Source organism: Janthinobacterium sp. SUN128, from assembly GCF_030587275.1.
Taxonomy (GTDB): Bacteria; Pseudomonadota; Gammaproteobacteria; order Burkholderiales; family Burkholderiaceae_D; genus Janthinobacterium; species Janthinobacterium lividum.
The window spans coordinates 493,469-519,599 of sequence record NZ_JAPWHY010000001.1; the positions used below are offsets into that span (position 1 = coordinate 493,469).

Genomic DNA, 26,131 nt, shown 5'->3' on the forward strand with positions numbered 1-26,131 from the left:
GGTGCAAGCTAATGGGAATCATTGAGGCAATAAGAATCATTTACAATTGCAGCCATGGCTTCCCAAAAAATATTTCGCTCCGGATCTTGCGCAGAAGTTCTTAAGAGATTCTTAACGGCTGGCGGCGGCCTGAAAACCTGGTCGCTGCGGCGCACTTTGCTGGGCGTGCTGCTGGGCCTGACCCTGGCCCTGTGGGTGGGCAGCGCCGCCATCGTGTACGTGGAAGCGCGCCGCGAAAGCCAGGAACTGTTCGACCAGTCGCTGATCGAGACGGGCCACCTGCTGCTGTCGCTGGTGGAAAAGGATGCGCGCCAACACGGCTTGACGGGACCCATCGACGTGCCGCTGCGCGGCCATCCGAATCCCCATCAGTATTTGCTGTTCAAGGTGCGCGACGCGCAGCAGCGCGTGCTGTACCGTAATGACGCGGCGTCCGATATCGCCCTGTCGCGCAGCGCGCCGGACGGCCTGTCCTGGACCCGCATCGGCGGCCAGCGCTGGCGTCTGTTTTCGTTGTGGGACCCGCAGCGCACCCTGCAGCTGCTGGTGGCCGAGCCGACCAGCCACCGCGACGATATCAGCCGCGGCTTCTTTTACCGCATCGCCGTGTTCGGCCTGCTGCTGGTGGCGCTGGCCACCATCGCCATCTGGTGGAGCATCCACCGCGTGTTTCGCGTGCTGCAGGCGTCCGCCGATGAAGTGTCGGCGCGCACGCCTGATGACCTGGCCGACGTCAGGCTGGCTGGCGCACCCACCGAGCTGCATCCGCTGCTGCTGGAAATTAACCGCCTGTTCGGCAGAGTGCGGCAAAGCCGCGACAACGAGCAGCGCTTCACGGCCGATGCGGCGCACGAATTGCGCACGCCGCTGGCCGCCATCAAGACCAATCTGCAAGTGCTGCAGCGGGCCCGCAGCGAGGCTGAACGCGAGGAATTCATTGCAGCCCTGGGCGTCAGCGTGGAGCGCGCCACGCGCCTCGTCAACCAGTTGCTGGCGCTGGCGCAGCTCGACCCGCATTCGGGCGCGGCGGCCGACTTGCGCGCGGGGGACCTGTCCGACCTGCTGGCCGAGCAGGCCGCGCAGTGGCAGGCGCTGGCCGCGACGTACCGGCTGTCGCTGAGCGTGATCATGGCACCGGCGCCCTGTGCGCTGCATGCGGACAGTCTGCAGATGTTGCTGCGCAACCTGGTCGACAATGCGCTGCGCTATACGCCGGCGCCCGGCTGTGTCGTCATCAGCTGCGGCGTGGAGGCGGGGCGCAGCTATTTGCGCGTGGCCGATTCCGGTCCGGGCATCGCCGAGGAACTGCACGCGCGCGCGTTCGAGCGTTTTGTGCGCCTGGGCGGCGGGCAGCTGCCCGGCAGCGGCCTGGGCCTGTCCATCGTGCGCCGCATCGCCGAGCGGCATGGCGCGGACATCATCCTCGGCGCCGGCTTGCAGGGCAGGGGGCTGGCGGTGACGGTCGTGTTTCCATGACGGTCCCGCCAGGACAAGGCGTTCAGGCCGACTTTACAGCGACTTCAGGAACGCCAGCAGCGCGTCGCGGTCCGTCTTCGACAGGTTCTCGAAACGCTGGCGCGCTTTTGTCCCTTCGCCGCCGTGCCACAAGATCGCTTCCGTCAGGCTGCGCGCGCGGCCGTCATGCAGGTAGCCAGCCTTGCCGCCGCCATTGCCCATGACTTTTTCCGTGTAGCCGATGCCCCACAGCGGTGCCGTGCGCCACATGCTGCCTTGCGCCTGGCCTTCCGTGAAGGTATCGGCCAGCTCGGGACCCATGTCGTGCAGCAGCAGGTCGGTGTACGGACGGATGGTCTGGTTGCGCAGTTCCGCAAACAGGTGGCCCGCGCCCGTCTTCATTTCCACCGTGTGGCAGGCAGCGCAGCGCATGCCCTGGAACAGCTTCGAGCCGGCGGAAACCTGCTGCGGGTCGACCTTGAGCTCCTCGATCGGCGCCACGCCTTTCGGGAAACCGCTGGCGATGCTGCGCTGGGCCGGCACGGCCACCAGGGCCAGGTATTGCGTGATCGATTGCAGGTCCGCTTCCGAGATGCCTGGCTGGGCGCCGCCCGCCGCGCAGGCTACCGGCCCCGCCATGCAGGCGCGGTTGCGGTACACGGGCGAAGTGACGGCCATGTCTAGCAGCAGCGCGTCGGCGGCCTGGTGGCGCAAGGTGGCTTTCGAGGCCTTCCAGCCGAAGCGGCCCAGGCGCACGGCGCCCGTCTCTGGTTCATATACATAGTTGGGCAGGCCCTTGACGCCGTCGGCATCCGGCGTGCTGCGGGCGCGCGCCAGGATGTCGGCTTCCGGCACGGCTTCCAGCAAGCCCGCACCGATCATGGGCGGCGCCGCGCGCAGCGAAACGACTTGCGGCACGGGGCCTTCGAAGGCCAGCGTCGGCTTGCGCAGTTCGACCTGCGTGCCGTCGGCCAGGGTGGTCTCGCTCGTCGTGAAACCGCCCACGCTGACGCCGTTGCCCCAGTTTTGCGGCACGCCGGAAGGCGAGACGGCATTCATCTGGATCGCCGTGCCGTATTGCGGGTGCGGCACCTGCTGCCCCGCCGCATTGATGCTGGCGACGCGCACGGCCATCGTGTCGAGGCGCTGGTTCAGGGCCATCGGCGCGGGGCTGCGGCCATTGTTGACGTGGCAGGCGATGCAGGCCGACTGTCCGTAGCGCTGTCCCTGCAGGCCGACGGCGGGCGCGTAACGGTCGTTGCCGCCTTCGTTATGCTCGCCGGTGGTGAAGTTGGTATGCACCAGGCGCCGGCCCTCGACGAAGCGCTGCATGTTCTGCATGCCGATATTGTTGTGCGGCTGCTGGAACATGAAGAGGGCGTTGTCCGAGTAGTTATACGATACGGAACCGAGGCCGCCGGAGAGCGTTTCCTCCGGCAGTGGCACGGAATTGAGGCGCGGCTGCACGCCATACCAGGGCCGCAGTCCCGCGCCCACCACATACGTCCATTCGTACGAGTAGTAGCGGATGCCGCCGGCATCGCCTTTCGACGCCATCGAGGCGGTAGTGGAAAACATCGATGGCGACACTTCGATGATGTCGCCCGCCGTCAGCGCGCGCGCCTTGACGTCCGTGCCATTCGGCATGCCGCCGGCATCGAGGCCGCCATGGCCCGGGTACTCCTTGATCAGCAGTGTGCAGGCGCCATTGATGCCGTTGGCGTTCGTCAGCCTGTCGTTGGCCGGGTAGGCCGTCGGCTTGCAGACGGGGACATTGCGGTCCACCAGTTCGCCGGGCGACATCCAGCCGTAACCCGTCACGCCGGGACGGTCGAAACCGCGGAAGAAGGCCACGCCGCCGGACAGGAAATCGACGGTGGTGTACTGGTTGACGATCAGCGTGGGCTTGGTAACGCCGCGTACCTTGCTGTTGTCGATGATTTCCACGCCCCAGGTGCGGTTCTTGAAGTATTGCGGCACGAAAGTGAGGTAATTGCCCGGCCCCTTGTCTTGCGGCAGGCCCGTGACGGGATCGACCGTTTCATTCGGGCCGTAGCCGATTTCATTCCATTCCTCGCCCCGTTCGCGGCCATGGCGCGCCAGGCCGCGCGCGCCGAAGCGCGTCACCAGGGTACCGTCTGCCAGGGTGAATTGCAGGCTTTCCAGCGGCTGGGCGGCGGCCGGCAGCGGTGTCCAGCCGGTGCCGTTGGCGGGGAATTTCAGGGCCGACGTCGCAGTCGACGGCAGGCTGTTGTCACTGCCCGGCGTCTTGAAGCTCACTTCCAGCAGCGAGTAGCCATACTGCGTGGCGCGCGCCACGCCCTGCAGGCGGATGTAGCGGGCATTGATGCCCAGGTTGAAGAATTCCTCGGTGCCGCCGTGGCCATTCGTCACGTAGCGCACTTGCGACCATTTCTGGCCATCGTCGGAGACCTGCAGCGCGTACTGCTTGCCGTATGCGTTTTCCCACAGCAGTTTCATGTAGCCGACGGGCGTCTTCGCGCCGAAGTCGAACTGGATCCAGGCGCCGTCCTCGAATTTGCTGGCCCAGCGTGTGCCCGTCTTGCCGTCGATCGCCATGGCGGCGGACATGCCGTTGTTTTCCACGGGCGAGGAAGTGGCGGCCACGGGGCGGATATCCATGCCCGGCTGGCCCGGATCGATGGTGACCGGGGGCGGTTCGGTGACGGGCGGCGTCACGGGCGGCAGCACGGGCGTACCCGAAAATGCCTGGATTTCAAAGATGGAGTAGCCATACTGACCCGCGCGTTTGACGCCCTGCATGCGCAGGTAGCGGCCTTGCGCGTCGAACCCCGTGATGTCCTCTATGCCCCCCTTGCTGTCGCTGACGTTCTGGATGGTGGTCCAGTGCGTATTGTCGTCCGATACCTGCAGCAGGTAGGCGCTGGCGTGCGCGTTTTCCCAGGCGATATGCACGCGGGTAATGCGCTGCGAGGCGCCGAAATCGAGGGTCAGATATTCGTTGTCCGTAAAGCCGCTGCCCCAGCGCGTGCTGTCGTTGCGGTCGATGGCGGCGCTGGCCGACAGGTCGCCCCGTTCCGCCGAGCTGGCCGTGGCGGCGACGGGCGTCAGCGCCGTTTCCGCCGACGTTTGCGCCAGCAGCCGCTGCGCCGTGGCGGGCGTGGCCGGGTTGTCGCCGCCACCGCCGCCGCACGCGGCCAGCAGCAGGGCCAGGGCCAGCGGCAAGCGCCGCCTGGAAAAGTGGATAAAGCCGGCCGGGTGCTGCCGGGGCCGAAGCAGGGATGTGTGCATGCTATCTTCCTTGTTTTTATTGATTATGCAAGATTGGTCAGAATGGACGTCTCCGCATCCCCGTCGATGGTGTTGCGCATGCTCCACCGTCACGGCAGCGCCTTGCGGCCAGGGGGCGGCAAGGAAGGACATGGCGGACAAAGATGGGGGGAGCAGTTTTAATTGCTGTATGGCAATAATTTTCTTAAGTTATAGAAGCGCATGAGGCATGTCAAGCGGTCTCGTGGACTTGTCATCAACTGTTCATGTCGCCCGGGTTTTTTGCACTATGCTGGTGCGCAAGATGAATAATAATGGGCGATAGCATGAATAAAATTCAGCAAGAAATGCGTGGCGCGCGACGGGAATGCGGTATCTTCCTGAAATGCCTGCCGACTGCGCGTCCCCTTTTTTGAGGAAGAACTGACCTTGCCGATTCCGCCCGCCATACCGATACTCCCGCCGCTCTCGCTGCCCGCCGCGCGCGCCTTGCACCTGGCCGCGCAGGGCTTGCTGCAGGCGCGCCGCAGGAAAGCCGTCAAGGCCGATGTGCTGGCCGCCGTGCGGCAGATGGGCGTGCTGCAGATCGACACCATCCACGTGGTGGCGCGCAGCCCGTATCTGGTGCTGTGGAGCCGGCTGGGCGACTATCCGCAGCCATGGCTGGAGCAATTGCTGGCCGAGGGCGCGCTGTTCGAATACTGGGCGCATGAAGCCTGCTTCGTGCCCATCGAAGACTATGGCCTGTACCGCCACCGCATGCTGGACCCGGCCGCCATGGGCTGGAAATACTCCGTCAAATGGATGGCCGAGCAGGGCGAGGCCGTGGCCTCGGTGCTCGAACATATCCGCGCCAACGGCGCCGCGCGCTCCGCCGATTTCGAGCGCACGGATGGCCAGGCGGGCGGCTGGTGGAGCTGGAAGCCGGAAAAGCGCTCGCTCGAAGTGCTATTTACCTCGGGCGTGCTGATGATCGCCAAGCGCCACAATTTCCAGCGCTATTACGACCTGGCCGAACGCGTTTTGCCGGGTTGGCACGACGGCTTGCTGCCGCCCGAAGAGCAGGTGCGCCGGCGCCTGCTGCTGGCCAGCGTGAAGGCGCTGGGGCTGGCGCGGGCCAGCTGGATCAGCGACTACTTCCGCACCAAACAAGCGCGCGCCAGCCTGGCGCACGATCTGCAGGCGCTGGTGGACGAAGGCGCGCTGCTGCGCTGCACGGTAGCCGGCTGGGATGACGCCGTGTACGTGCATGCCGAGCATGGGGACTTGCTGCGCGCGGCGGCTGCGGGCAAGCTGGCGCCCAGCCTGACGACGATCTTGTCGCCGTTCGACCCCGTCGTGTGGGACCGGCGCCGCGCCCTGGAATTGTTCGGCTTTGACTACCGGCTCGAATGCTACACGCCGGCCGAGAAGCGCCGGTATGGCTACTTCACCCTGCCGATCTTGCGGCGCGGCGCGCTGGTGGGGCGCCTGGACGCCAAGGCGCACCGCGCGCAGGGGCGCTTCGAGATCAAGTCGCTGGTGCTGGAAGAGGGCGTGCGCCTCAGCTCCCGCCTGGTGCAGGACGTGGCTGGCGCCGTGCAGCGGCTGGCGCTCTGGCATGCCTGCCCGCAGGTCGAGATAGCCCAGGCGCAGCCGGCGGCTTTCGGTGTGCAGCTGGCCGAGGCCCTGCACGACGGCGGCGCTGCCGCAAGGCGGGCCGCATGATGCTGCCGCCGGCTCCTCCCCAGCTGCTCGACGCGGATGGCGTTCCCTGCTTTGGCCGCTACACGGGCCAATTGAGCGCCTTCGACTGGGTGGCGCTGGCGCCGCCGCATGCGCGCGGCGCCCTCTGGCGCCTGTTCCACCACAAGCGCTGGCACTATGTGGCCCTGTCCACGCCGACCCTGTTCTGCGGCGTGGCCATCGTCGACCTGGGCTGGACCAGCACGGCCTTCGCGTATGCCTTCGACCGCCACAAGGGCAAGATCGTGGCAAGCTTTTCGCAGGATGGCATTCCCGGCCTGTGCGCGTCGGTGGCGCCGCATGCGGGCGCCAGCAGCCGTTTCCGGTTCTTCTCGCAAAAAATCAGCATCGAAGCCCAGCCGCAGCAGCGCTACCGATTGCGGCTCGATTGCGGCCATTTCGGCATCGATGCGGAATTCGGCCCGCCCGTGGCCCCCACCTTGCTGGCCGTGGGACCCGTGGGCGAGGGCGGCAGCGTGCACGCCACGCAAAAGTCGGGCGGCTTGCCCTTGTGGGGCACGGTGCGTTGCGGCGCCATGGGCTACAGCTTGGACGATGGCGTGGCCAGCTTCGATTATTCGAACGGCTTGCTGGCGCGCGAAACGGAATGGCGCTGGGCCTCGGCGCACAGTCTGGACCTGGGTTTCAACCTGCAGGCTGGTTATTTCGGCGCGCATGAAAATGCGCTGTGGCTCGATGGCCAGCTGTATGCCCTGGGCCGCGCGCATTTCGACTTCAATCCCGACAATCCGCTGGCGCCGTGGCATGTATGGACGGACGACGATCTGCTGGACCTGCACTTCAAGCCCGAGGGCGCGCGGCGCGAGGATAAAAACCTGTGGATCGCCGCCAGCCGCTACATCCAGCCGATCGGCACTTTCAGCGGCTGGGTGCGCACCAGCGCGGAGTCTCCCAAGCGCATCGTGGCGCAGCTGGCCGGGGTAACGGAAAGCCACCGCTCGCGCTGGTAGGCGCACTGTTTTTTTGCGAAACGCGCGACAAGGTCAAGTTTTTTTGGCAAGGCATCCTATACACTGGGCGTAGCCGCTCCGGCAATCCATGAGGCCAGAACATGAGTATCCGTAATCTCGACAAGCTGTTCAAGCCGGCCTCGGTGGCCCTGATCGGCGCCACGGCGCGCGAACGCAAGCTGGGCGCCATCGCCCTGTACAACCTGCTGGGCGGCGGCTACCAGGGAGAGATTTGGCCCGTCAATCCCAAGTACGACGAGCTGATGGGCTTGAAATGCTACCGCAAGCTGGCGCAGCTGCCCAAGGCGCCGGACCTGGCCATCATCTGCACGCCGCCCGCCACCATCACGGCCCTGATCCGCGAACTGGGCGCGCTGGGCACGCGCGCGGCCATCGTCATGACGTCCGGCCTCGACCCCGTGCGCGAGCAGTCGCTGCGCCTGGCCATGCTGAAGGCGGCCAAGCCGCACCTGCTGCGCATCCTGGGCCCCAACAGCATGGGCCTGCTGGTGCCGAAACTGGGCTTGAACGCCAGCTTCGCCCATGTCGGCGCCACCAGCGGCAAGATCGCCTTCGTGTCGCAGTCGGGCGCGCTGGTGTCGGGCGTGCTCGACTGGGCCAACGCGCACGGCGTGGGCTTTTCCAAGTTCATTTCGCTGGGCGCCAGCTACGATATCGATTTCGGCGACCTGCTCGACTACCTGGCCGGCGACATCGACACGGCCGCCATCCTGCTGTACATGGAAGACATCCAGGCGGCGCGCAAATTCATGTCGGCGGCGCGGGCGGCCGCGCGCAGCAAGCCCGTCATCGTCCTGAAAGCGGGGCGCGAGGCGGAAGGCGCTGCCATGGCGGCCTGGCATACGGGCGCGCTGGCCGGTTCCGACGCCGTGTACGACGCGGCCATCCGCCGCGCCGGCATGCTGCGCGTGTATTCGGCCGAAGAGCTCTTCGACGCCGTGGAAACGCTCACGCATATCCGCTCCCAGCGCGGCGAGCGCCTGGCGATTTTGTGCAATGGCGGCGGCCTGGGCGTGATGGCCACCGATGCGCTGGTGAGCAGCGGCGGCAAGCTGGCCGAACTGTCGCCCGATACCGTCATCGCGCTGGAAAAGGCGCTGCCACGGGGCTGGTCGCACGACAACCCCGTGGGCTTGCCCGGCGACGCGGCCGTGCAGCGCTATGCCGACGCCATCAAGCCGCTGCTCGACGAGCCGCAGGCGGACGCCTTGCTGCTGCTGCACGCGCCCACGGCCATGGTCTCGTCGATCGACATCGCCGAAGCCGTCACGCCGCTGATCAAGGCCACCTCGCGCACGGTGCTGTCGTGCCTGCTGGGCGGCACCACCGTGGCGCCTGCGCGCCAGGTGTTCAACCGGGCCGGCATTCCCACCTACGACACGCCGGAAAAAGCCGTGCATGGCTTCATGCAGATCGTGCAATACCGGCGCAACCAGGAAACCCTGATGCAGGTGCCGGCGCAGCTGCCCATGTCGGCCACGCCGCGCCGCGCGCGCGTGCGCGAAATCGTCGCCGCGGCGCTGGCGGCCGGCCAGACGGTGCTGGGCGAATGCCGCTCGAAGGAAATCCTGGCCGCCTACGGCATTCCCGTCGCCACCACGCGCATGGCGGCCGACGTGGAAGAGGCGCTGGCCGTGGCGGCCGACATCGGCTATCCCGTCGCGCTGAAAATCCACTCGCCCGACATCGCCCACAAATCCGACGTGGGCGGCGTGGCGCTCGACCTGGACACGCCCGACATCCTGCGCACGGCCGCCGCCGCCATGCTCAAGCGCGTGCGCCGCATGCGTCCCGACGCGCTGATCGACGGTTTTACCGTGCAGCAGATGGCGCGCCGGCCGCAGTCGCATGAATTGATCGTCGGCGTCACCACGGACGCCGCCTTCGGCCCCGTGATATTGGTGGGGCAGGGCGGCATCGCCGTGGAAGTGACGGCCGACCACGCCATTGGCTTGCCGCCCCTGAACATGGTGCTGGCGCGCGACATGTTGGCGCGCACGCGCGTGTCGAAACTGCTGGCCGGCTACCGCAACCAGCCGCCGGCCGACATCGACGCCATCTGCTACACCCTGATCCAGGTGGCCGAACTGGTGGCCGACATCGGCGAGCTGGCCGAACTCGACATCAACCCGCTGGTGGCCGATGCGGATGGCGTGATCGCCCTCGATGCGCGCATCCGCCTGCAGCCGGGCCAGCAGCGCGACCGCCTGGCCATCCGCCCGTATCCGCAGGAACTGGAAGAGCAGGTGACGTGGATGGACCAGCCGATTCTGCTGCGCCCCATCCGCCCCGAGGACGCGCCGCAGCACATGGATTTGTTCCACGCGCTGGACCCGGACGATGTGCGCCTGCGCTTTTTCACGTCCATGCGCGAATTGCCCGTGTCGCAGCTGGCGCGCCTGACGCAGATCGATTACGACCGCGCCATGGCCTTCATCGCCACGCACACGGGACCGGACGGCAAGCCGGAAACCCTGGGCGTGGTGCGCGCCGTGGCGGACCCGGACAATATCCACGCCGATTTCGCCATCGCCGTGCGCTCGGCCCTGAAGGGCAAGGGACTGGGACACATCCTGTTTGAAAAGCTCGTCGACTACTTCCGCAGCCGGGGCACGGAAGCGCTGGTGGGCGAGGCGATGGCGCGCAACAAGGGCATGCAGCGGCTGGTGAAGAGCTTTGGCGGCGAAGTCACGCCGTCGGAAGAGCCTGGCGTCGTCAATCTGCATATCGGCCTGCGCGCGCCGTAAAAGAAAGCGCGGCTGGCCAGCCGCGGGTTTGTGCAGGATCAAACCCGTCCCTGTCGGTAGTCTTTACACTTTCACTTCCAGGATGACATATCCAGCGCGTTTTCGGGAGTGAGTGCATGCTTACTGCAACATATATATTGGTTTCCCTGTCGGTGGAACAGGCCAGCATCCGCATGAGTTTGTTGGCTTTTCAGAAGTACATGCATGTGCAGCTGCGCCAGCAAAGCAGGCTGAGCCTGGCGCAGCTGCAGTATGCGGGCGACTGGCTGAACCGGCTGTATCAGGGGGGCTACTGGCGCAAGGTGGAGATGTATCTGATCCCCGCCATCCGCCAGGCCGCGCCGCATGCCGATGGTCTGTTGAATGAAATCAACGGCTTGAACCACGCGGCGCTGGAAAGCATCAATGTGGTGCAGCAGCGCGCGGGCGCCGCCATCGACCATTCCGAATTGCAGGCCGAACAGCTGTGCGCCGCCATCGACGCCTTTTGCGCAGCCTTGCTGCAGCGGCTGGAAAAAGAAGAGCGCGAACTGTTCGCCCTGGCGCGCAAGGTCATCGTCGGCGAGGCGTGGTTTGCCATCGCCTACCAGTTCCTCGCCCACGATGCGCGCGCGCAGGAAGCGCGCCGTGGCAAGGCGCAAGTGCTGCCCTTTGTTTTGCCAGCGCCTTGGCCAGCACCCTTGCCGGCAGCCGGCGACAGCGCTGAAACGGCAGCGGATGGCGCACAGTCCGCGCCGGCCGTGCCGCCACCGCCGCTGCGCGCGCAGGCTTGAGCGGGTAGCGAGCGCACACCCCGCCGGGCGGCGTCCGCAGGAGGGGCGTTTTTGTGATGCTGACTGGCGCGCCGCCATAGGGGAAAATCCAGGGAAAAGATTCGCTTTATTCATTTGATAACTTGTTCAGCCCTGTCCGATGCAATACCCCGGGCTTTGTTATGATGGTGGTTTTGATCCACGCGAAACCCGTCATGTTCGAATTTCTCTTCAAGCGTTCTGCCAGCAAGACTGCCGTCCCCGATCCTGTCGTGGCAGAACAGGCCGCCGCCTCGGCGCAGAGCGCATCGCGCCGCGCCGAACAGGTTGCGCGTGCCCATGCCGTGGCCGGCGACGAAGCCGCCGCCTTAGAATTCATCCTGTCCAGCGAATTTGCCGATGCCCGATTGATCGCGGCCGAACACGTCCATGCCTTGCCCCTGCTGGAAAAAGTCCACCAGGCCATGCGCAACACGGACCGACGCGTGGCCAAGCTGATGCAGGGTCGCATCGACCTGATCCGCCACCAGGCCGCCGAGACGCAGCGCGCCCAGGCCAGCATCGACACGGCCCAGCGCCTGTTGAACGATGAAAAGCTGAGCCCGAACCAGGTCGCCGAGCTGGATCGCCAATGGCAAGTCATCAAGGCCACGCCGGAACTGGCGACCGCCTTCGCCGGCGCGCGCGCCGCCCTGGCCGCCCGCCTGGAAGCGCAAGTGGTACTGCAGCGCGCCGTGATCGATGCCGTCGCCGCCGCGCGCGCGCTGGCCAGCAATGGCCAGTCCGCCGGCGACCTGGCGCAGGCGCTGGCCCGTCTGGATGCGGAACATGCGCAGCATGCGCAATCGCCCGAGCGCGCTTCCTTGCCGAAACACCTGGAAAACGATTTCAGCCAGGCGCGCGAACAGGCGCAATCCGCCTTGCAAGCCTTGCAGCAACACCAGGCCGTGTTCGATGCGCGCCAGGCCGCGCTGGCGGAATGGCAGGCGCAGGATGCCGCCGCACTCGACGTGGATACCCTGAAGCGTGCGTGGCAAGCCCTGCCGCGCCTGCCCGAGTCGCCCTTGTCCGACAGCCTGCAGCAGCAATTTGCGGCCGTGCTGGCCAGCGCACCGGCGCCCGTGCAGGCGGCAGCGCCAGAGGCCGCAGCGGCCCATGCCGAGCCCGCTCCGCGCAAGCCGCGCCAGGAACACGCGCCCGTGTCGAAAGAAGCGACGGAGCAATTCTTTAAAGTACTCGACGCCATGGAAGCAGCCCTGCAGGATGGCTTGTTGCATGTGGCTTCCGAGCATGACAAGACCTTGCGCGATAGCAAGCACGGCCGGCTGACGCCTGCGCAGGCGGACCGCCTGGCCCACGTACGCGGTGAGTTCAAGCGCCTGGCCGACTGGGCGCGCTGGGGCGGCAACGTCTCGCGCGAGGAGCTGGTCAAAGCGGGCGAGGAATTGCCGGCGCAAGAACTCCCAATGGCAGAGCTGGCCAAGAAAGTAGGCAGCCTGCGCGAGCGCTGGAAGTCGCTCGACACCCTGTCCGGCCCGGCGCCCAAATCCCTGTGGGAACGTTTTGACGCGGCCTGCAGCCTCGCGTATGCGCCGGCGGCCCAGCATTTCAAGCAATTGGCCGAAGAGCGCCACGGCAATGCGGCCAAGGCCCAGGAACTGATCGCGGAAACAGCGGCCCTGGCTGCCGAAGAGAGCACCGACTGGAAACACGTCGCCTCCGCCTCGCAGCGCCTGCGCCAGGCGTGGACGCGCCTGGGCACCATCGACCGCAAGGAAAAGAAACGCCTGGATACGGAGTTCGGCGCCGCGCTGGACGCCCTGTCGAAGCCGCTGGACACGCAGCGCCAGATCGAGACGGCGCGCCGCGAACAATTGATCGTCGAAGTGGGCTTGCTCAAGCCATCGGAGCGCAACACGGTCGACATGCTCAAAGCATTGCAGGATAAATGGCAGGAACTGGCGAAAGCCCTGCCGCTGGAACGCCGCGCGGAACAGGCGCTGTGGCAGCGCTTCCGCGCCGCCTGCGACGATATCTTCGCCAAGCGCAAGGAAACGGCCCACGCGGCCGATCACGAGCGCCGCGAACACCTGCATGCGCGCGAAGCGCTGTGCGCCGCGCTGGAAACGGCCGTCGTGCCGGATGGCGACGACAAGTCCCGCACGGCCTTCATCAATCACTTGCTGCGCGACACGCGCGCCGCCTGGAACGCTACCGGTCCCGTGCCGCGCGCCAGCGAAGCGAAGATCGAGCAGCGCTACCACGCGGCCGTGGCTGGCGTGCAAGCGCAAGCGGACGCCATCGCCGAGCGCGCCGGTGCGGCGCAGGCCAACGCCTTGCGCGACAAGCTGCGCCTTGTGCAGGCGCTGGAAGCCACGCTGGCTGAGGGCGATGCCGGCGCCGATGCTGCCACCTGGTCCGAACGCTGGAGCGCCTTGCCGCCGCTCGACACGCAATACGAACGCAGCCTGCAGCAGCGCTTTGCCGCCGCCCAGGCCGCGCTGGGCGAGGGTGCCGCCGCCTACGTGCAGCAATTGCAGGCCAACGAGGCCCGCTTGCTCGAGGAAGTCTTGCGCCTGGAAATCGTCGCCGGCGTCGACAGCGGCGCCGAATTTGCCCGCGACCGCCTGAAGATGCAGGTGGAAGTGTTGCAATCGTCGCTGAAATCGGGCCAGAAGCCGCTCACGCAAGTGTCGCAGCTGATGCAGCTGTGCGCGATTCCCGCCGCCACCGATGCGCGCACGGCCAGCCGCATCGAAACCCTGCTGCGCCGCATCGGAGGGCATGCCAAATGAGTACCAGTGTCCGCGTCCAGCACGCCGATTTTGACTTGAGTCAAGAAATCGCACAATTGCGCGCAGGCAACCCCAAGGTGGGCGCCGTCGTCGGCTTTGTCGGCACGGTGCGCGACATGAACGAGGGACTGGACGTGGCCGCCATGGAGCTCGAACACTATCCGGGCATGACGGAGAAATCCATCGAGGCCATCGTCGAGCAGGCGCGCGGCCGCTGGCCCTTGTCCGGTGCGCTGGTGATCCACCGCGTGGGCCCCTTGCTGCCGCAGGAGCAGATCGTGCTGGTGGCGGTCTCGTCCGCCCACCGGGGCGAGGCCTTTGCCGCCTGCGAGTTCATCATCGACTACCTGAAGACGGAAGCGCCGTTCTGGAAGAAGGAAGACACGCCCGAAGGGGCGCGCTGGGTCGATGCGCGCGATAGCGACGAGACGGCGCTGGACAAGTGGACGGTAAAAGCAAGCACCATTTGAATCGTATCTGTCGCGCACGCTAGCATTTGCCCAAATGCAGCGGTTTTCTGCTTTGTGTATGCTTGAAAAGTACTGCCTCACCCCAATTTGGTTAACAACTAATTAACCGGGAGCGCTTTTCATGCGACAAGACAAACTCACTACCAAATTACAGGAAGCCCTGGCCGATGCGCAAAGCTTGGCCGTGGGCAACGACAACCCCTATATCGAACCAGTCCACCTGCTGACGGCCCTGTTGAACCAGGACGACGGCGGCGCCCGCTCGCTCTTGCAGCGGGCTGGCGTCAACGTGGGCGGCCTGTCCAAGGCCCTGGGCGCCTCGATCGAACGCTTGCCGAAGGTATCGGGCACGGGCGGCGACGTGCAGGTCAGCCGCGAATTCGTGGCCTTGCTGAATCTGGCCGACAAGGAATCGCAAAAGGCTGGCGACCAGTTCGTGTCCAGCGAAATGGTCTTGCTGGCCATGACGGATGACAAGTCCGACTGCGGCAAGCTGGCGCGCGAAAACGGCCTGACCCGCAAGGCCCTGGAAGCGGCCATCGAGGCCGTGCGCGGCGGCAACAAGGTCGACTCGCAAGAGGCCGAAGGCCAGCGCGAAGCCCTGAAAAAATACACGCTGGACCTGACGGAGCGGGCACGCAAGGGCAAGCTCGACCCTGTCATCGGCCGCGACGATGAAATCCGCCGCACCATCCAGATCCTGCAGCGCCGCAGCAAGAACAATCCCGTGCTGATCGGCGAACCGGGCGTGGGCAAGACGGCCATCGTTGAAGGCCTGGCGCAGCGCATCGTCAATGGCGAAGTGCCGGAATCGCTGAAAGGCAAGCGCGTACTGTCGCTGGACATGGCGGCCTTGCTGGCTGGCGCGAAATTCCGCGGCGAATTCGAGGAACGCCTGAAATCCGTGCTGAAGGAATTGGCCATGGATGAAGGGCAAACCATCGTTTTCATCGACGAGATGCACACCATGGTGGGCGCGGGCAAGGCCGAAGGCGCGATGGACGCCGGCAATATGCTGAAACCGGCGCTGGCGCGCGGCGAGCTGCACTGCGTGGGCGCGACCACCCTCGACGAGTACCGCAAGTACATCGAGAAGGATGCGGCGCTGGAACGCCGTTTCCAGAAAGTGCTCGTCGACGAGCCGACCGTGGAAGCGACGATCGCCATCCTGCGCGGCTTGCAGGACAAATACGCGCTGCATCACAAGGTGGAAATCACGGACGCGGCCATCATCGCCGCCGCCGAGCTGTCGCACCGCTACATCACGGACCGCTTCCTGCCCGACAAGGCGATCGACCTGATCGATGAAGCGGCGGCGAAGATCAAGATCGAGATCGATTCCAAGCCGGAAGTGATGGACAAGCTGGAACGCCGTTTGATCCAGCTGAAGATCGAGCGCGAAGCCGTCAAGAAGGAAAAGGACGAAGCATCGTTGCGCCGCCTGGGCCTGATCGAGGAAGAGATCGTCAAGCTGCAGCGCGAGTACAACGACTTCGAGGAAATCCTGAAGGCGGAAAAAGCCGTGGTGCAGGGCAGCACGCACATCAAGGAAGAGATCGAACAAGTCAAGCTGCAGATGGAGCAGGCCACGCGTGAGAGCAACTGGCAGAAAGTGTCGGAGCTGCAATACGGCAAGCTGCCGCAGCTGGAAGCCCAGCTCAAGCAGGCTGACAGCGGCATCCCGAAACTCGATCCCGACCAGCCGAAGCTGCTGCGCACGGAAGTGGGCGCCGAGGAAATCGCCGAAGTGGTGTCGCGCGCGACGGGCATTCCCGTGTCGCGCATGATGCAGGGCGAGCGCGACAAGCTGCTGCACATCGAAGAGAAGCTGCATGAGCGCGTCGTGGGCCAGGATGAGGCGATCACGGCCGTGGCTGACGCCATCCGCCGTTCGCGCGCCGGCCTCTCCGACCCGAACCGTCCGTATGGTTCCTTCATGTTCCTGGGGCCGACTGGCGTGGGCAAGACCGAGCTGAGCAAGGCGCTGGCCACCTTCCTGTTCGATACGGAAGAATCGATGATCCGCATCGACATGAGCGAGTTCATGGAGAAGCATTCCGTGGCCCGCTTGATCGGCGCGCCGCCCGGCTACGTGGGCTACGACGAGGGCGGCTACCTGACGGAAGCCGTGCGCCGCAAGCCGTACAGCGTGATCCTGCTCGACGAAGTGGAAAAGGCGCATGCCGACGTCTTCAACGTGCTGCTGCAAGTGCTCGACGATGGACGCATGACGGATGGCCAGGGCCGCACGGTGGACTTCAAGAATACCGTCATCATCATGACCTCGAACCTGGGTTCGCATAAGATCCAGGCCATGGAAAGCGATGATCCCGGTGTCGTGAAGCTGGCCGTGATGGCCGAGGTACGTTCGCACTTCCGTCCCGAGTTCGTCAACCGTATCGACGAAATCGTCGTGTTCCACGGTCTCGACGAGAAAAACATCGGCGCGATCGCGAAGATCCAGCTGAAGATCCTCGAAGAGCGTCTGGCGCGCATGGACATGCAGCTGAGTCTGACGGACGCGGCCTTGCAGCAAATCGCCGAAGCGGGCTACGACCCGGTATATGGCGCCCGTCCGCTGAAGCGGGCGATCCAGCAGCAGATCGAAAATCCGCTGTCGAAGCTGATCCTGGAAGGCAAGTTTGGCCCGAAAGACGAGATCCGCATCGACGCCCAGAACGGCAACCTGGTATTTACGGGGGCGCAAGTGGGGCTGGACAAGGTGTAATGTTGACCCCAGCGGCGAAAGGCTGGGGTCGGACCCTGAGGGGCCGACCCCGGTCTTTGCTTTTGGGTTGAATCTTAGCAAGGGCGCGATCAGGCTAGACCTGATCGCGCCCTTCTTGCTATCATCGGCACTATTTTCTGACTAATTCCGGAGGCGGTACGATGGCAAACACATGGCAAGCAGGGCGGCGCATTGGAGTGGGATTGACCTTGGCGGCAGCCGTGCTGGCATTGCCTGCGCATGCCCAGGAAGAAAAAGTCCTGAACATCTATAACTGGTCGGACTATATCGGCGACGATACGATCAAGAATTTTGAGAAGGAAACGGGCATCAAGGTTCGCTACGACGTTTTCGACAATAACGAAATCCTCAATGCGAAACTGGTGGCGGGCAAGTCCGGCTACGACATCGTCGTGCCGACGGCCCAGTGGGCGCGCCTGCAGATCGATGCGGGCTTGCTGCGCAAGCTCGACAAGAGCAAGCTGACGAACCTGGGCAACCTGGACCCGAACCTGCAGGCCAAGCTGTCGAAGATCGACCCGAACAACGATTACCTGGTCGACTGGCTGTGGGGCTACACGACGGTGGGCATCAACGTCAACAAGGTCAAGGCCGCGCTGGGCGGCATGCCCATGCCGGACAATGCCTGGGACTTGATCTTCGACCCGAAATACGCGGCGAAGCTGAAGTCCTGCGGCGTGTCCTTCCTCGACTCGCCGTCTGAAGTGCTGCCGGCCGCCCTGCAATACCTGGGCAAGCCCGCCTATTCGAAAGCGGCCGCCGATTACCAGGAAGCGGGCAAGGTACTGCAGGCCATCCGCCCTTACGTGACCCTGTTCAGCTCGTCTGGCTATATCAATGACATGGCCAACGGTTCCGTCTGCGTGGCGCTGGGCTGGTCGGGCGACATCAATATCGCGCGTCAGCGCGCCATCGATGCGAAGAACGGAAATTTGATCCAGGTGCTGGTGCCGAAGACGGCCGCCCTGATGTTCGACACCATGGCCATCCCGGCCGACGCGCCCCATCCGACCAATGCGCACCTGTTCATCAACTACATTTTGCGCCCGCAAGTGCATGCCAGCCTGAGCAACAAGGTGTTTTACGCGAATCCGAATCCGGCCAGCATCAAGTATGTACGCAAGGACATCGGTGAAAACAAGGCCATCTTCCTGTCGGATGCCGACAAGCAGCGCATGGCCGCACCGGAAGCGACCACGGCCGATATCCGCCGCTTGATGACGCGTATCTACACGAAGTTCAAGACAGGAGTGTAAAACGGGAGTGTAAAAACAAGGATGGCGCGAGGGACGGGCCTGTAGGCCGTCGCTGGCGCCATGCGATATTGCCGAGGTGAACGCTACTCGTGGTAGCGGTCCATCAGCTTGTGGTGACTGCCGCGCATTTCTTCGATCAGTTCAAAGGCGACGAAGCCGATGATGGCGGCGAAGATGGCGATGAAGAGAAAAACGAGGAAGGTTAACATGGTCTTTCAGCCGCCGTTGGACGGCTGTCCGCTGGGTTGCTCAATGTGCCAGAGCAGTGCTCCAACACGTAGTTGATGCAATTAAACTCTAGCAGATCGGCAGCGCTTTACAAGGCTGCCGAGTTGTAATTCCTGCTAGTATTTGTCCCAGCGCACTTTTTGCGCATTTCCTTCATTTCACTACCAGGTCATGCGCCATCACGGCTTTTAAATAGACGCTGATCGGATCGCCCGGTTCGCGCTGGGAAAACCACCATGCGCTGGCCTTGCGCAGTTCCCATTCCTGTTCTTCTCCCGTCAGCAGCAGGGCGGCCGCCTGGCCCAGGGTGGGCTGGTGGCCGACGATGAGCACGGTTTCCTTGCCGCCGGGCCAGTTGGCCGCCTTGAGGATATCTTCCGCCTCGGCGCCGGGTGCCAGTTCCGGCATCAGCTTGAACTTGCGGCCCAGCGCTTCGGCCGTTTGCAGGGTGCGCAGGGCGGGGCTGACGAGGATGCGGCAGTTTTCCGGCAATTGCGAAGCGAGCCATTCGCCCATGCGGCGCGCCTGTTTCTGCCCTTTGACGGTCAGGGCGCGTTCGAGATCGGGAACGCCCGGCTCGGCTTCTGCGTGTCGCCACAAGATGAGATCCATGTTGTGCTCCTCTGTGTTGAAATTGCCTATTCGCCGACCTCCGCGCCCGGCGTGCCCAGTGTGTGCATCAGGTATTGCTGGGCGCTGAACGGCGTTTGCTTGCCGCGTGGCTTGCGGCGCGCATAGTGGCCCGTCGGCTCCAGTTCCCATGCATTTGTATTATCCTTCAAATATGGATTCAGGCCCTCGGCGATTACGCGCCGCTTCAGCGCCCGGTCCAGTACGGGGAAGGCCACTTCCACGCGGCGGAACAGGTTGCGGCTCATCCAGTCGGCGCTGGCCAGGTAGACATCGTGCGCCAGGTCGTTGCGGAAGTAGTAGATGCGGCTGTGTTCGAGGAAGCGGCCGATCACGGAGCGCACCTTGATGTTTTCCGACAGGCCAGGCACGCCCGGCTTCAGGGTGCAGGCGCCGCGCACGATCAGGTCGATCTTCACGCCATCGGTCGAGGCCGCATACAGGGCGCGGATCACGGATTCGTCGACCAGTGCGTTGACTTTCACGATGATGCGCCCGCGCCGGCCCGAACGGGCAATCTTCGCCTCGTTGCGGATCGCCTTGATGATCTCGCTTTGCAGGCCGAACGGCGCCAGCCACAAATGGTTCAGGTTGTGCGGCTTGGTCAGGCTGGTCAGGTGGATGAAGACTTCGTTCACTTCCACTGCCAGGTCCTGGTTCGCCGTCAGCAAGCCAAAATCCGTGTACAGCTTGGTGGTGGTGGGATGGTAGTTGCCGGTGCCCAGGTGGGCGTAGAAGCGCAAGGAGCCTTCTTCGCGCCGGATGACGAGTGCCACCTTGGCATGGGTCTTCAGTCCCACGACGCCGTACACGACTTGCGCGCCGGCCTGTTCCAGCTTGTCGGCCCAGTTGATATTGGCTTCTTCGTCGAAGCGCGCCATCAATTCCACGATGACGGTCACCTCCTTGCCCATCTTCGCCGCCGTAATCAGCGACTCCATCAGGTCAGAATTCATGCCCGTGCGGTAGATCGTCTGCTTGATGGCCACGACGGAGGGATCGTAGGCGGCGCTGCGGATGAAGTCGATGACCGTCTGGAACGACTGGTAGGGGTGGTGCAGCAGGATGTCGTGCTTGGTCAGGGCGGCAAAGATGTCGTTGCCGATGGCTTTATGGGCCAGACCGGGGAAAAACGGCGGAAAGCGCAGCTCCGGCTGCTTGACGTGGTCGATCATTTCCGACAGGCGCACCAGGTTCACGGGGCCGTTGACACGGTAGAGGCGGCTTTGATCCAGGCTGAACTGGTCGAGCAGGAACTGCGACAATTCTGGTGGGCAATTGCGCGCCACCTCCAGGCGCACGGAGGTGCCGAACTGGCGCCCCACCAGCTCACCCTTCAGGGCCTGGCGCAGGTTCTTGACTTCGTCCTCATCGACCCACAGGTCGCTGTCGCGCGTGACGCGGAATTGCGAATAGGCGATCACTTCGCGTCCGGCGAACAGGTCCGAGATATGCGCGTGGATAACGGACGATAATAAACAGAAAGACACGCCATCGCCGGAAATTTCGTCCGGCAGCTTGATGACGCGTGGCAAGACGCGGGGCGCCTTGACGATGGCGATCGCCGTGCCGCGGCCGAACGCATCCTTGCCGCTCAGCGAGACGATGAAATTAAGACTTTTATTGACCACTTGCGGGAATGGGTGGGCCGGGTCGAGGCCAATCGGCGTCAGCAGGGGGCGCACTTCGCGGTCGAAGTATTGCTTGACCCACGCGCGCTGCGCCTCGTTGCGGTCGCTGTCGCGCAGCAAATGCACGCCCGCTTCGCGCAGGGCCGGCAAGACGTCGTTATTTAATATCTCGTACTGGCGTTCCACCAGCGCATGGCATTCCTTGCCGATACGCTCCAGGTTGGCAGCCAGGGCAGGGTGGCCCGCCAGCGAACCGCCGATACTGCCTGCCGCCAGCAGGCTGGCCACGCGCACCTCGAAGAACTCATCCATGTTACTGCTGACGATGCACAGGTAGCGCAGGCGCTCGAGCAGCGGAATGTTCGGATCTTCCGCCTGGGCCATCACGCGCCGGTTGAAAGTCAGTTGCGACAGCTCGCGGTCAAGCAGGATGCCCGATTTGGTCACTTCCGTGTGCAGTTCAGGTTTCATATTCTTTTGTCTTTGCAGATAGTTAATTCTAGCCGTATTTCATCATGTATGACGCGTTGTGAGTGTAATCATGAAATATGACGTAAGCGTGACATAAGCTGTCATAAAGCGTCGCCCGCGCTGTCATTTTTCACGCCGAAAATGGCATTTCCCCGGGCGTAGCCAATTATTTCAGGAATTTTTACCCATGTCATAAAGCTGTCATATTCGCTTGCTAGACTGCGCAGCATTCAACCGGGACTTTGAGCCCTAACAACCCTGAGGACTTGATATGCAAATGAAGCAAATGTTCAAATTTATCGTCGTGGGTGCTTCGGCAGCGATGGCATTTTCTTCCGCTTCCGTCATGGCGGCAGATATGACAGGTGCTGGCGCAACCTTCCCGTACCCGATCTACGCCAAATGGGCTGAGACGTACAAAGCCAACACGGGCAACGGCCTGAACTACCAGTCCGTCGGTTCCGGCGCTGGCATCAAGCAAATCAAGGCCAAGACTGTTGAATTCGGCGCCTCGGACATGCCTTTGAAGGCAGAAGAGCTGGAAGAAGCGGGCCTGATGCAGTTTCCGGCCATCATGGGCGGCGTGGTCACCATCGTCAACCTGGACGGCGTGACCCCAGGCCAGCTGAAAATGACGGGTAAAGTCGTTGGCGACATCTACCTGGGCAAGATCACCAAGTGGAGCGCTCCTGAAATCGCCGCGCTGAACAGTGGCGTCAAGCTGCCGGACACGGAAATCACCGTGGTGCACCGCGCCGACGGTTCGGGCACCTCGTTCCTGTTCACCGACTTCCTGTCGAAAACCAACCCGGAATTCAAATCGAAAATCGGCGCTGGCTCGGCTGTGAAATGGGCCGTGGGCGTGGGCGGCAAGGGTAACGAAGGCGTCGCCGCCAACGTACAGCGTATCAAGGGTTCGATCGGCTACGTCGAGTGGGCTTACGCCAAGAAAAACAAGATGTCGCACACCCAGCTGCAAAACAAGGATGGCAACTTCCTGCAGCCTGACGACGAAAACTTCAAGGCAGCAGCCGCTTCGGCACCTTGGACGCAAACCCCAGGCTTCGGCGTGGTCCTGACCGACCAGGCTGGCAAGAACAGCTGGCCTATCACCGGCGTGTCGTTCATCCTGATGCACAAAGTCCAGGCTGACGCAGGCAAGGCCAAAGAAGTCCTGAAATTCTTCGACTGGGCCTACAAGAACGGCGGCCCTGCTGCCGTCGAACTGGACTACGTGCCGATGCCGGCATCGGTCGTGAAACTGGTGCAAGAGTCGTGGAAAGCCAACCTGAAAGACGCATCGGGCAAGTCGATCTACTAATCCGATAGTCTGAATACAGCAATATCCATCCTTGTCCCCGCCAGCAGCACGGCGGGGCAGGGAGTTAGCCAGGACCGCCCGCAAGCCCTTGCAGACGGTCCTGGCTAAAGAAGCAACAATAAAACAAGAGTTCAAAATAGCGACACCGGCAGTACCACCCACATCTGGCACAATATGAGCGCACAATCTACCTCCTCCACGATCCCCATGCCAGGCGGCACCATGACCGATTCCATCAGTCACGCGCAAATGCTTTCCACCATGCGCAAGCAGCGCTTCCAGGATTTCATGTTCCACAAGGTGACGATGCTGTTCGCCCTGTCGGTGCTGATCGTCCTGGTCGGCATCATCATTTCGCTGATCATGGAATCGATACCGGCCTTCAAGACCTTCGGCCTGCATTTCATCGTGTCTGCGGAATGGGACCCCGTCAATGACCAGTACGGCGCCCTGATCCCCATCATCGGCACCCTGGTGACCTCGGTTATCGCCTTGCTGATCGCGTTTCCCGTCAGCTTCGGCATTGCCCTGTTCCTCACGGAAATCTGCCCGGCCTGGCTGCGCCGCCCGCTGGGCACGGCTGTCGAATTGCTGGCCGGCGTGCCATCGATCATCTACGGCATCTGGGGCCTGTTCGTGTTTGCGCCCCTGTTTGCCGACCACGTCCAGCCTATCCTGAAAGCCACCCTCGGCAACGTGCCCGTCATCGGCCAGCTGTTCAGCGGTCCCATGATGGGCATCGGCTTGCTGACGGCCGGCCTGGTGCTGGCCATCATGATCATCCCCTTCATCGCTTCCGTGATGCGCGACGTGTTCGAGATCGTCCCTGCCGTGCTGAAGGAATCCGCATACGGCCTGGGCTGCACGCGCTGGGAAGTCGTACGCAAGATCGTCTTGCCATACACCAAGACCGGCGTCGTCGGCGGCGTCATGCTGGGCCTGGGCCGCGCACTGGGCGAGACCATGGCCGTCACCTTCGTCATCGGCAACGCGAATAAATTGTCGTGGTCGCTGTTTGCCGCCGGTAACAGCATCACCTCCTTGCTGGCCAATGAATTCGGCGAAGCGCAATCCGAACTGCACGTGGCCTCGCTGTTCTCGCTGGCCCTGATCCTGTTTGTCATCACCTTTATCGTCTTATCCGCCGCCAAGCTGATGCTGGCTGGCATGTCCCGCAAGGAAGGCACGAAATGAGCCAAGTAAGCACTCTCGACGTTCCGGTCAAGCCGGCCATGAACCCTGTCTACCGCAAGCGCCTGTTGATGCACCGCATCGGCATCGCCCTGTCGGTGGCCGCCATGGCCCTGGGCCTGGCCGTGCTCGTGTGGATCCTGTTCACCCTGGTGATCAAGGGTTTCGGCGCCTTGTCCGTCGACCTGTTCACGCAAACGACGCCGGCTCCCGGCAGCGAAGGCGGCGGCCTGATCAATGCCATCGTCGGCAGCGCCCTGATGGTGGGCCTGGCCACCGTGGTCAGCACCCCGATCGGCATCCTGGCCGGCATCTACCTGGCCGAATACGGCGAAGAAAACAAGCTGGCGCAAGTGACGCGTTTTGTGACGGACATCATGCTGTCGGCGCCATCGATCGTCATCGGCCTGTTCGTGTATGCGCTGTATGTGGCCCACGTCAAACACTTTTCCGGCTATGCGGGCGCCATCGCGCTGTCCCTGATCGCCGTGCCGGTGGTCGTGCGCACGACGGACAATATGCTGCGTCTGGTGCCGAACAGCCTGCTGGAAGCCGCGTTTGCCCTCGGCGCGCCGCGCTGGAAGGTCGCTACCCTGGTGCGCTTGCGCGCCGTCAAGGCCGGCGTCATCACCGGCGTGCTGCTGGCATTGGCCCGCATCGCCGGCGAAACGGCGCCGCTGCTGTTCACGGCCCTGAATAACCAGTTCCAAAGCTTCAACATGAATGCGCCGATGGCCAACTTGCCGTCCGTCATCGCATCGTTTGCGATGAGCCCTTACGACAACTGGCGTTCGCTGGCATGGGGCGGCGCACTGCTGATCACCTTCAGCGTGCTGGCCCTGAATATCCTGTCGCGCACCGTGTTCAGCCAAAAAGTCCCTAATTAAACAGATACCGAGCGAAGCGAACCCATATGAATACGCAAATGAATCCAGCACAAGACCTGGCACCAAAGAAAAAGACCATCGAGATTTCGGGCCTGAACTTTTTTTACGGCAAAACGCAAAGCTTGCATAACGTCAACCTGGACATCCACGAAAAGAAGGTCACGGCTTTCATCGGCCCGTCCGGTTGCGGCAAGTCGACCCTGCTGCGCACCCTGAACCGCATGTACGACCTGTATCCGGGCCAGCGCGCGGAAGGCTCGATCCTGTACCGCGGCCGCAACGTGCTCGACGCCGACCAGGACGTCAACATGCTGCGCGCCAAGGTCGGCATGGTGTTCCAGAAGCCGACGCCGTTCCCCATGTCCGTGTACGACAACATCGCCTTTGGCGTGCGCCTGTATGAAGACCTGTCGAAGGGCGAGATGGACGAGCGCGTCGAGTGGGCCCTGAAAAAGGCTGCGCTGTGGGGCGAAGTCAAGGATAAGCTGAGCAAGAGCGGCCTGTCGCTGTCGGGCGGCCAGCAGCAGCGTTTGTGCATCGCGCGCGGCGTGGCCGTGAAACCGGACGTCTTGCTGCTCGATGAGCCGACCTCGGCGCTGGACCCGATCTCGACCTCGAAAGTGGAAGAGCTGATCAGCGAACTGAAACAGGATTACACGATCGCCATCGTGACGCACAATATGCAGCAGGCGGCGCGCTGCTCCGACTACACGGCCTATATGTACCTGGGCGAGCTGGTGGAATTCGGCGAAACGGACCAGATCTTCATGAATCCGGCCCGCAAGGAAACGCAGGATTACATCACGGGCCGCTTCGGCTGATCCATCCCGCATAGCGACTACAAGACAACTGAATACGGAGAGACAGCATGATAGGCGAACATTCATCCAAGCAATACGACAACGAACTCGAAGCGATCCGCTCGAAAGTGCTCCTGATGGGCGGCATCGTTGAAACCCAGTTCCTCGACGCGATGACGTGCTTTCGCATCGGCAATCCGGAGCGGGCCGACCGCGTGATGCGCGAAGACGACGTCGTCAACCAGCTGGAAGTGTCGCTGGACGACGCCTGCAGCCACCTGATCGTGCGCCGCCAGCCGGCCGCCAACGATTTGCGCACCATCATGGCCACCATCAAGGTGATTACCGACCTTGAGCGAGTAGGCGACGAAGCGACGAAAATCGCCCGCGTGGCGAAGAATCTGCACAAGCGCGGCAACGGCGTCGTCAACCATTACGAGATGGTGCGCGGCATCGCCAACACGGCCACCGACATGCTGCACGACGCGCTGGACGCATTCGCGCGCAACGATGGCAAGCAGGCTTTACAATTAATTGCGCAAGATGCCATCATCGACCATGAGTTTCGGTCTATCATGCGCAACTTGATCACCTTTATGATGGAAGACCCGCGCACGATTTCGGCGGCGCTCGATACCCTGTGGGTGGCCAAGGCCATCGAACGGATCGGCGACCATGCGAAAAACATCGCCGAATACGTGATTTACGTGGTTGAAGGCAAGGACATCCGCCACACCAAGGTGGCTGCTCCCGCCATTTCCGAGGAGCTCCCTGAGTAA

18 protein-coding genes are annotated in these 26,131 nt (G+C 63.5%); 14 read left to right on the forward strand and 4 right to left on the reverse strand.

Annotation, left to right across the window (positions count from 1 at the left end; translation table 11 throughout):
* The first annotated feature begins 165 nt into the window (after window positions 1-165).
* Complete coding sequence (locus tag O3297_RS02420) at window positions 166-1,476, forward strand: ATP-binding protein (protein WP_225317273.1); 1,311 nt, start codon at window positions 166-168, stop codon at window positions 1,474-1,476.
* A 33-nt stretch (window positions 1,477-1,509) separates the two neighbouring features.
* Here the strand turns inward: O3297_RS02420 and O3297_RS02425 are convergent, their stop codons facing one another.
* Window positions 1,510-4,728, reverse strand: a complete 3,219-nt coding sequence (locus tag O3297_RS02425) for a di-heme oxidoredictase family protein (RefSeq protein ID WP_305047643.1) — start codon at window positions 4,726-4,728, stop codon at window positions 1,510-1,512.
* 408 nt (window positions 4,729-5,136) lie between these two features.
* Here O3297_RS02425 and O3297_RS02430 point away from each other — a divergent pair, with 408 nt between their 5' ends.
* The 8 genes from O3297_RS02430 (at window position 5,137) to O3297_RS02465 (ending at window position 18,193) form a co-directional block, all read left to right on the forward strand.
* Window positions 5,137-6,414, forward strand: coding sequence for a winged helix-turn-helix domain-containing protein (locus O3297_RS02430; protein ID WP_305047644.1), 1,278 nt, complete (start codon window positions 5,137-5,139; stop codon window positions 6,412-6,414).
* Entirely contained in the window at window positions 6,411-7,403 is a 993-nt protein-coding gene (locus tag O3297_RS02435; protein WP_305047645.1) for a DUF2804 domain-containing protein, read from the forward strand. The genes O3297_RS02430 and O3297_RS02435 overlap by 4 nt, the downstream gene beginning before the upstream one ends.
* A 101-nt stretch (window positions 7,404-7,504) precedes the next feature.
* Entirely contained in the window at window positions 7,505-10,171 is a 2,667-nt protein-coding gene (locus tag O3297_RS02440) for a bifunctional acetate--CoA ligase family protein/GNAT family N-acetyltransferase (protein ID WP_305047646.1), read from the forward strand.
* A gap of 116 nt (window positions 10,172-10,287) precedes the next feature.
* On the forward strand, window positions 10,288-10,944 hold the full coding sequence (locus tag O3297_RS02445) for a hypothetical protein (RefSeq protein WP_305047647.1): 657 nt from the start codon (window positions 10,288-10,290) through the stop codon (window positions 10,942-10,944).
* Window positions 10,945-11,138: 194 nt separating this feature from the next.
* Window positions 11,139-13,718 (forward strand): DUF349 domain-containing protein, encoded by a 2,580-nt coding sequence (locus O3297_RS02450; RefSeq protein ID WP_305047648.1) that lies wholly within the window; start codon window positions 11,139-11,141, stop codon window positions 13,716-13,718.
* Window positions 13,715-14,188: a molybdopterin synthase catalytic subunit MoaE gene (moaE, locus tag O3297_RS02455; RefSeq protein ID WP_034778112.1), complete on the forward strand. Its 474-nt coding sequence runs from the start codon at window positions 13,715-13,717 to the stop codon at window positions 14,186-14,188. Before O3297_RS02450 ends, moaE begins: the two co-directional genes overlap by 4 nt.
* A 121-nt stretch (window positions 14,189-14,309) precedes the next feature.
* Entirely contained in the window at window positions 14,310-16,916 is a 2,607-nt protein-coding gene (gene clpB, locus O3297_RS02460; RefSeq protein WP_176382777.1) for an ATP-dependent chaperone ClpB, read from the forward strand.
* 161 nt (window positions 16,917-17,077) lie between these two features.
* A complete protein-coding gene (locus O3297_RS02465) occupies window positions 17,078-18,193 on the forward strand; it encodes a polyamine ABC transporter substrate-binding protein (RefSeq protein ID WP_305047649.1) in 1,116 nt (371 codons plus the stop codon).
* Window positions 18,194-18,276: 83 nt separating this feature from the next.
* Here O3297_RS02465 and O3297_RS02470 read toward each other — a convergent pair whose 3' ends face one another.
* The 3 genes from O3297_RS02470 to ppk1 all read right to left on the reverse strand — a co-directional run bounded on the left by O3297_RS02470 (window position 18,277) and on the right by ppk1 (window position 21,153).
* Window positions 18,277-18,402: a hypothetical protein gene (locus O3297_RS02470; protein ID WP_254926692.1), complete on the reverse strand. Its 126-nt coding sequence runs from the start codon at window positions 18,400-18,402 to the stop codon at window positions 18,277-18,279.
* A gap of 172 nt (window positions 18,403-18,574) precedes the next feature.
* Window positions 18,575-19,033 (reverse strand): phosphohistidine phosphatase SixA, encoded by a 459-nt coding sequence (sixA, locus tag O3297_RS02475; RefSeq protein ID WP_070254143.1) that lies wholly within the window; start codon window positions 19,031-19,033, stop codon window positions 18,575-18,577.
* A 26-nt stretch (window positions 19,034-19,059) separates the two neighbouring features.
* Window positions 19,060-21,153 (reverse strand): polyphosphate kinase 1, encoded by a 2,094-nt coding sequence (ppk1, locus tag O3297_RS02480; protein ID WP_034778120.1) that lies wholly within the window; start codon window positions 21,151-21,153, stop codon window positions 19,060-19,062.
* A 271-nt stretch (window positions 21,154-21,424) separates the two neighbouring features.
* On the opposite strand from ppk1, the gene pstS reads away from it, so the two are divergent.
* The 5 genes from pstS to phoU all read left to right on the forward strand — a co-directional run bounded on the left by pstS (window position 21,425) and on the right by phoU (window position 26,131).
* Complete coding sequence (gene pstS / locus O3297_RS02485; RefSeq protein ID WP_034778123.1) at window positions 21,425-22,474, forward strand: phosphate ABC transporter substrate-binding protein PstS; 1,050 nt, start codon at window positions 21,425-21,427, stop codon at window positions 22,472-22,474.
* Between the two features lie 222 nt (window positions 22,475-22,696).
* The gene (gene pstC, locus O3297_RS02490; protein ID WP_225240714.1) at window positions 22,697-23,668 is read left to right on the forward strand and encodes a phosphate ABC transporter permease subunit PstC; all 972 of its coding nucleotides are present in this window, start codon (window positions 22,697-22,699) and stop codon (window positions 23,666-23,668) included.
* Window positions 23,665-24,552 (forward strand): phosphate ABC transporter permease PstA, encoded by an 888-nt coding sequence (gene pstA / locus O3297_RS02495; RefSeq protein ID WP_099387220.1) that lies wholly within the window; start codon window positions 23,665-23,667, stop codon window positions 24,550-24,552. Before pstC ends, pstA begins: the two co-directional genes overlap by 4 nt.
* A 38-nt stretch (window positions 24,553-24,590) precedes the next feature.
* Entirely contained in the window at window positions 24,591-25,373 is a 783-nt protein-coding gene (gene pstB, locus O3297_RS02500; protein WP_010396817.1) for a phosphate ABC transporter ATP-binding protein PstB, read from the forward strand.
* A 47-nt stretch (window positions 25,374-25,420) separates the two neighbouring features.
* Window positions 25,421-26,131 (forward strand): phosphate signaling complex protein PhoU, encoded by a 711-nt coding sequence (gene phoU / locus O3297_RS02505; protein ID WP_034778131.1) that lies wholly within the window; start codon window positions 25,421-25,423, stop codon window positions 26,129-26,131.

Excerpts from the sequence above, each read along its gene's own strand:
- O3297_RS02445 (WP_305047647.1), top strand. The coding sequence starts at position 10,288 with ATGCTTACTGCAACATATATATTGGTTTCCCTGTCGGTGGAACAGGCC.
- ppk1 (WP_034778120.1), bottom strand. The coding sequence starts at position 21,153 with ATGAAACCTGAACTGCACACGGAAGTGACCAAATCGGGCATCCTGCTT.
- O3297_RS02425 (WP_305047643.1), bottom strand. The coding sequence starts at position 4,728 with ATGCACACATCCCTGCTTCGGCCCCGGCAGCACCCGGCCGGCTTTATC.
- pstA (WP_099387220.1), top strand. The coding sequence starts at position 23,665 with ATGAGCCAAGTAAGCACTCTCGACGTTCCGGTCAAGCCGGCCATGAAC.
- sixA (WP_070254143.1), bottom strand. The coding sequence starts at position 19,033 with ATGGATCTCATCTTGTGGCGACACGCAGAAGCCGAGCCGGGCGTTCCC.
- O3297_RS02465 (WP_305047649.1), top strand. The coding sequence starts at position 17,078 with ATGGCAAACACATGGCAAGCAGGGCGGCGCATTGGAGTGGGATTGACC.
- pstS (WP_034778123.1), top strand. The coding sequence starts at position 21,425 with ATGCAAATGAAGCAAATGTTCAAATTTATCGTCGTGGGTGCTTCGGCA.
- O3297_RS02450 (WP_305047648.1), top strand. The coding sequence starts at position 11,139 with ATGTTCGAATTTCTCTTCAAGCGTTCTGCCAGCAAGACTGCCGTCCCC.
- moaE (WP_034778112.1), top strand. The coding sequence starts at position 13,715 with ATGAGTACCAGTGTCCGCGTCCAGCACGCCGATTTTGACTTGAGTCAA.
- pstC (WP_225240714.1), top strand. The coding sequence starts at position 22,697 with ATGACCGATTCCATCAGTCACGCGCAAATGCTTTCCACCATGCGCAAG.
- O3297_RS02435 (WP_305047645.1), top strand. The coding sequence starts at position 6,411 with ATGATGCTGCCGCCGGCTCCTCCCCAGCTGCTCGACGCGGATGGCGTT.
- pstB (WP_010396817.1), top strand. The coding sequence starts at position 24,591 with ATGAATCCAGCACAAGACCTGGCACCAAAGAAAAAGACCATCGAGATT.
- O3297_RS02470 (WP_254926692.1), bottom strand. The coding sequence starts at position 18,402 with ATGTTAACCTTCCTCGTTTTTCTCTTCATCGCCATCTTCGCCGCCATC.
- phoU (WP_034778131.1), top strand. The coding sequence starts at position 25,421 with ATGATAGGCGAACATTCATCCAAGCAATACGACAACGAACTCGAAGCG.
- clpB (WP_176382777.1), top strand. The coding sequence starts at position 14,310 with ATGCGACAAGACAAACTCACTACCAAATTACAGGAAGCCCTGGCCGAT.
- O3297_RS02440 (WP_305047646.1), top strand. The coding sequence starts at position 7,505 with ATGAGTATCCGTAATCTCGACAAGCTGTTCAAGCCGGCCTCGGTGGCC.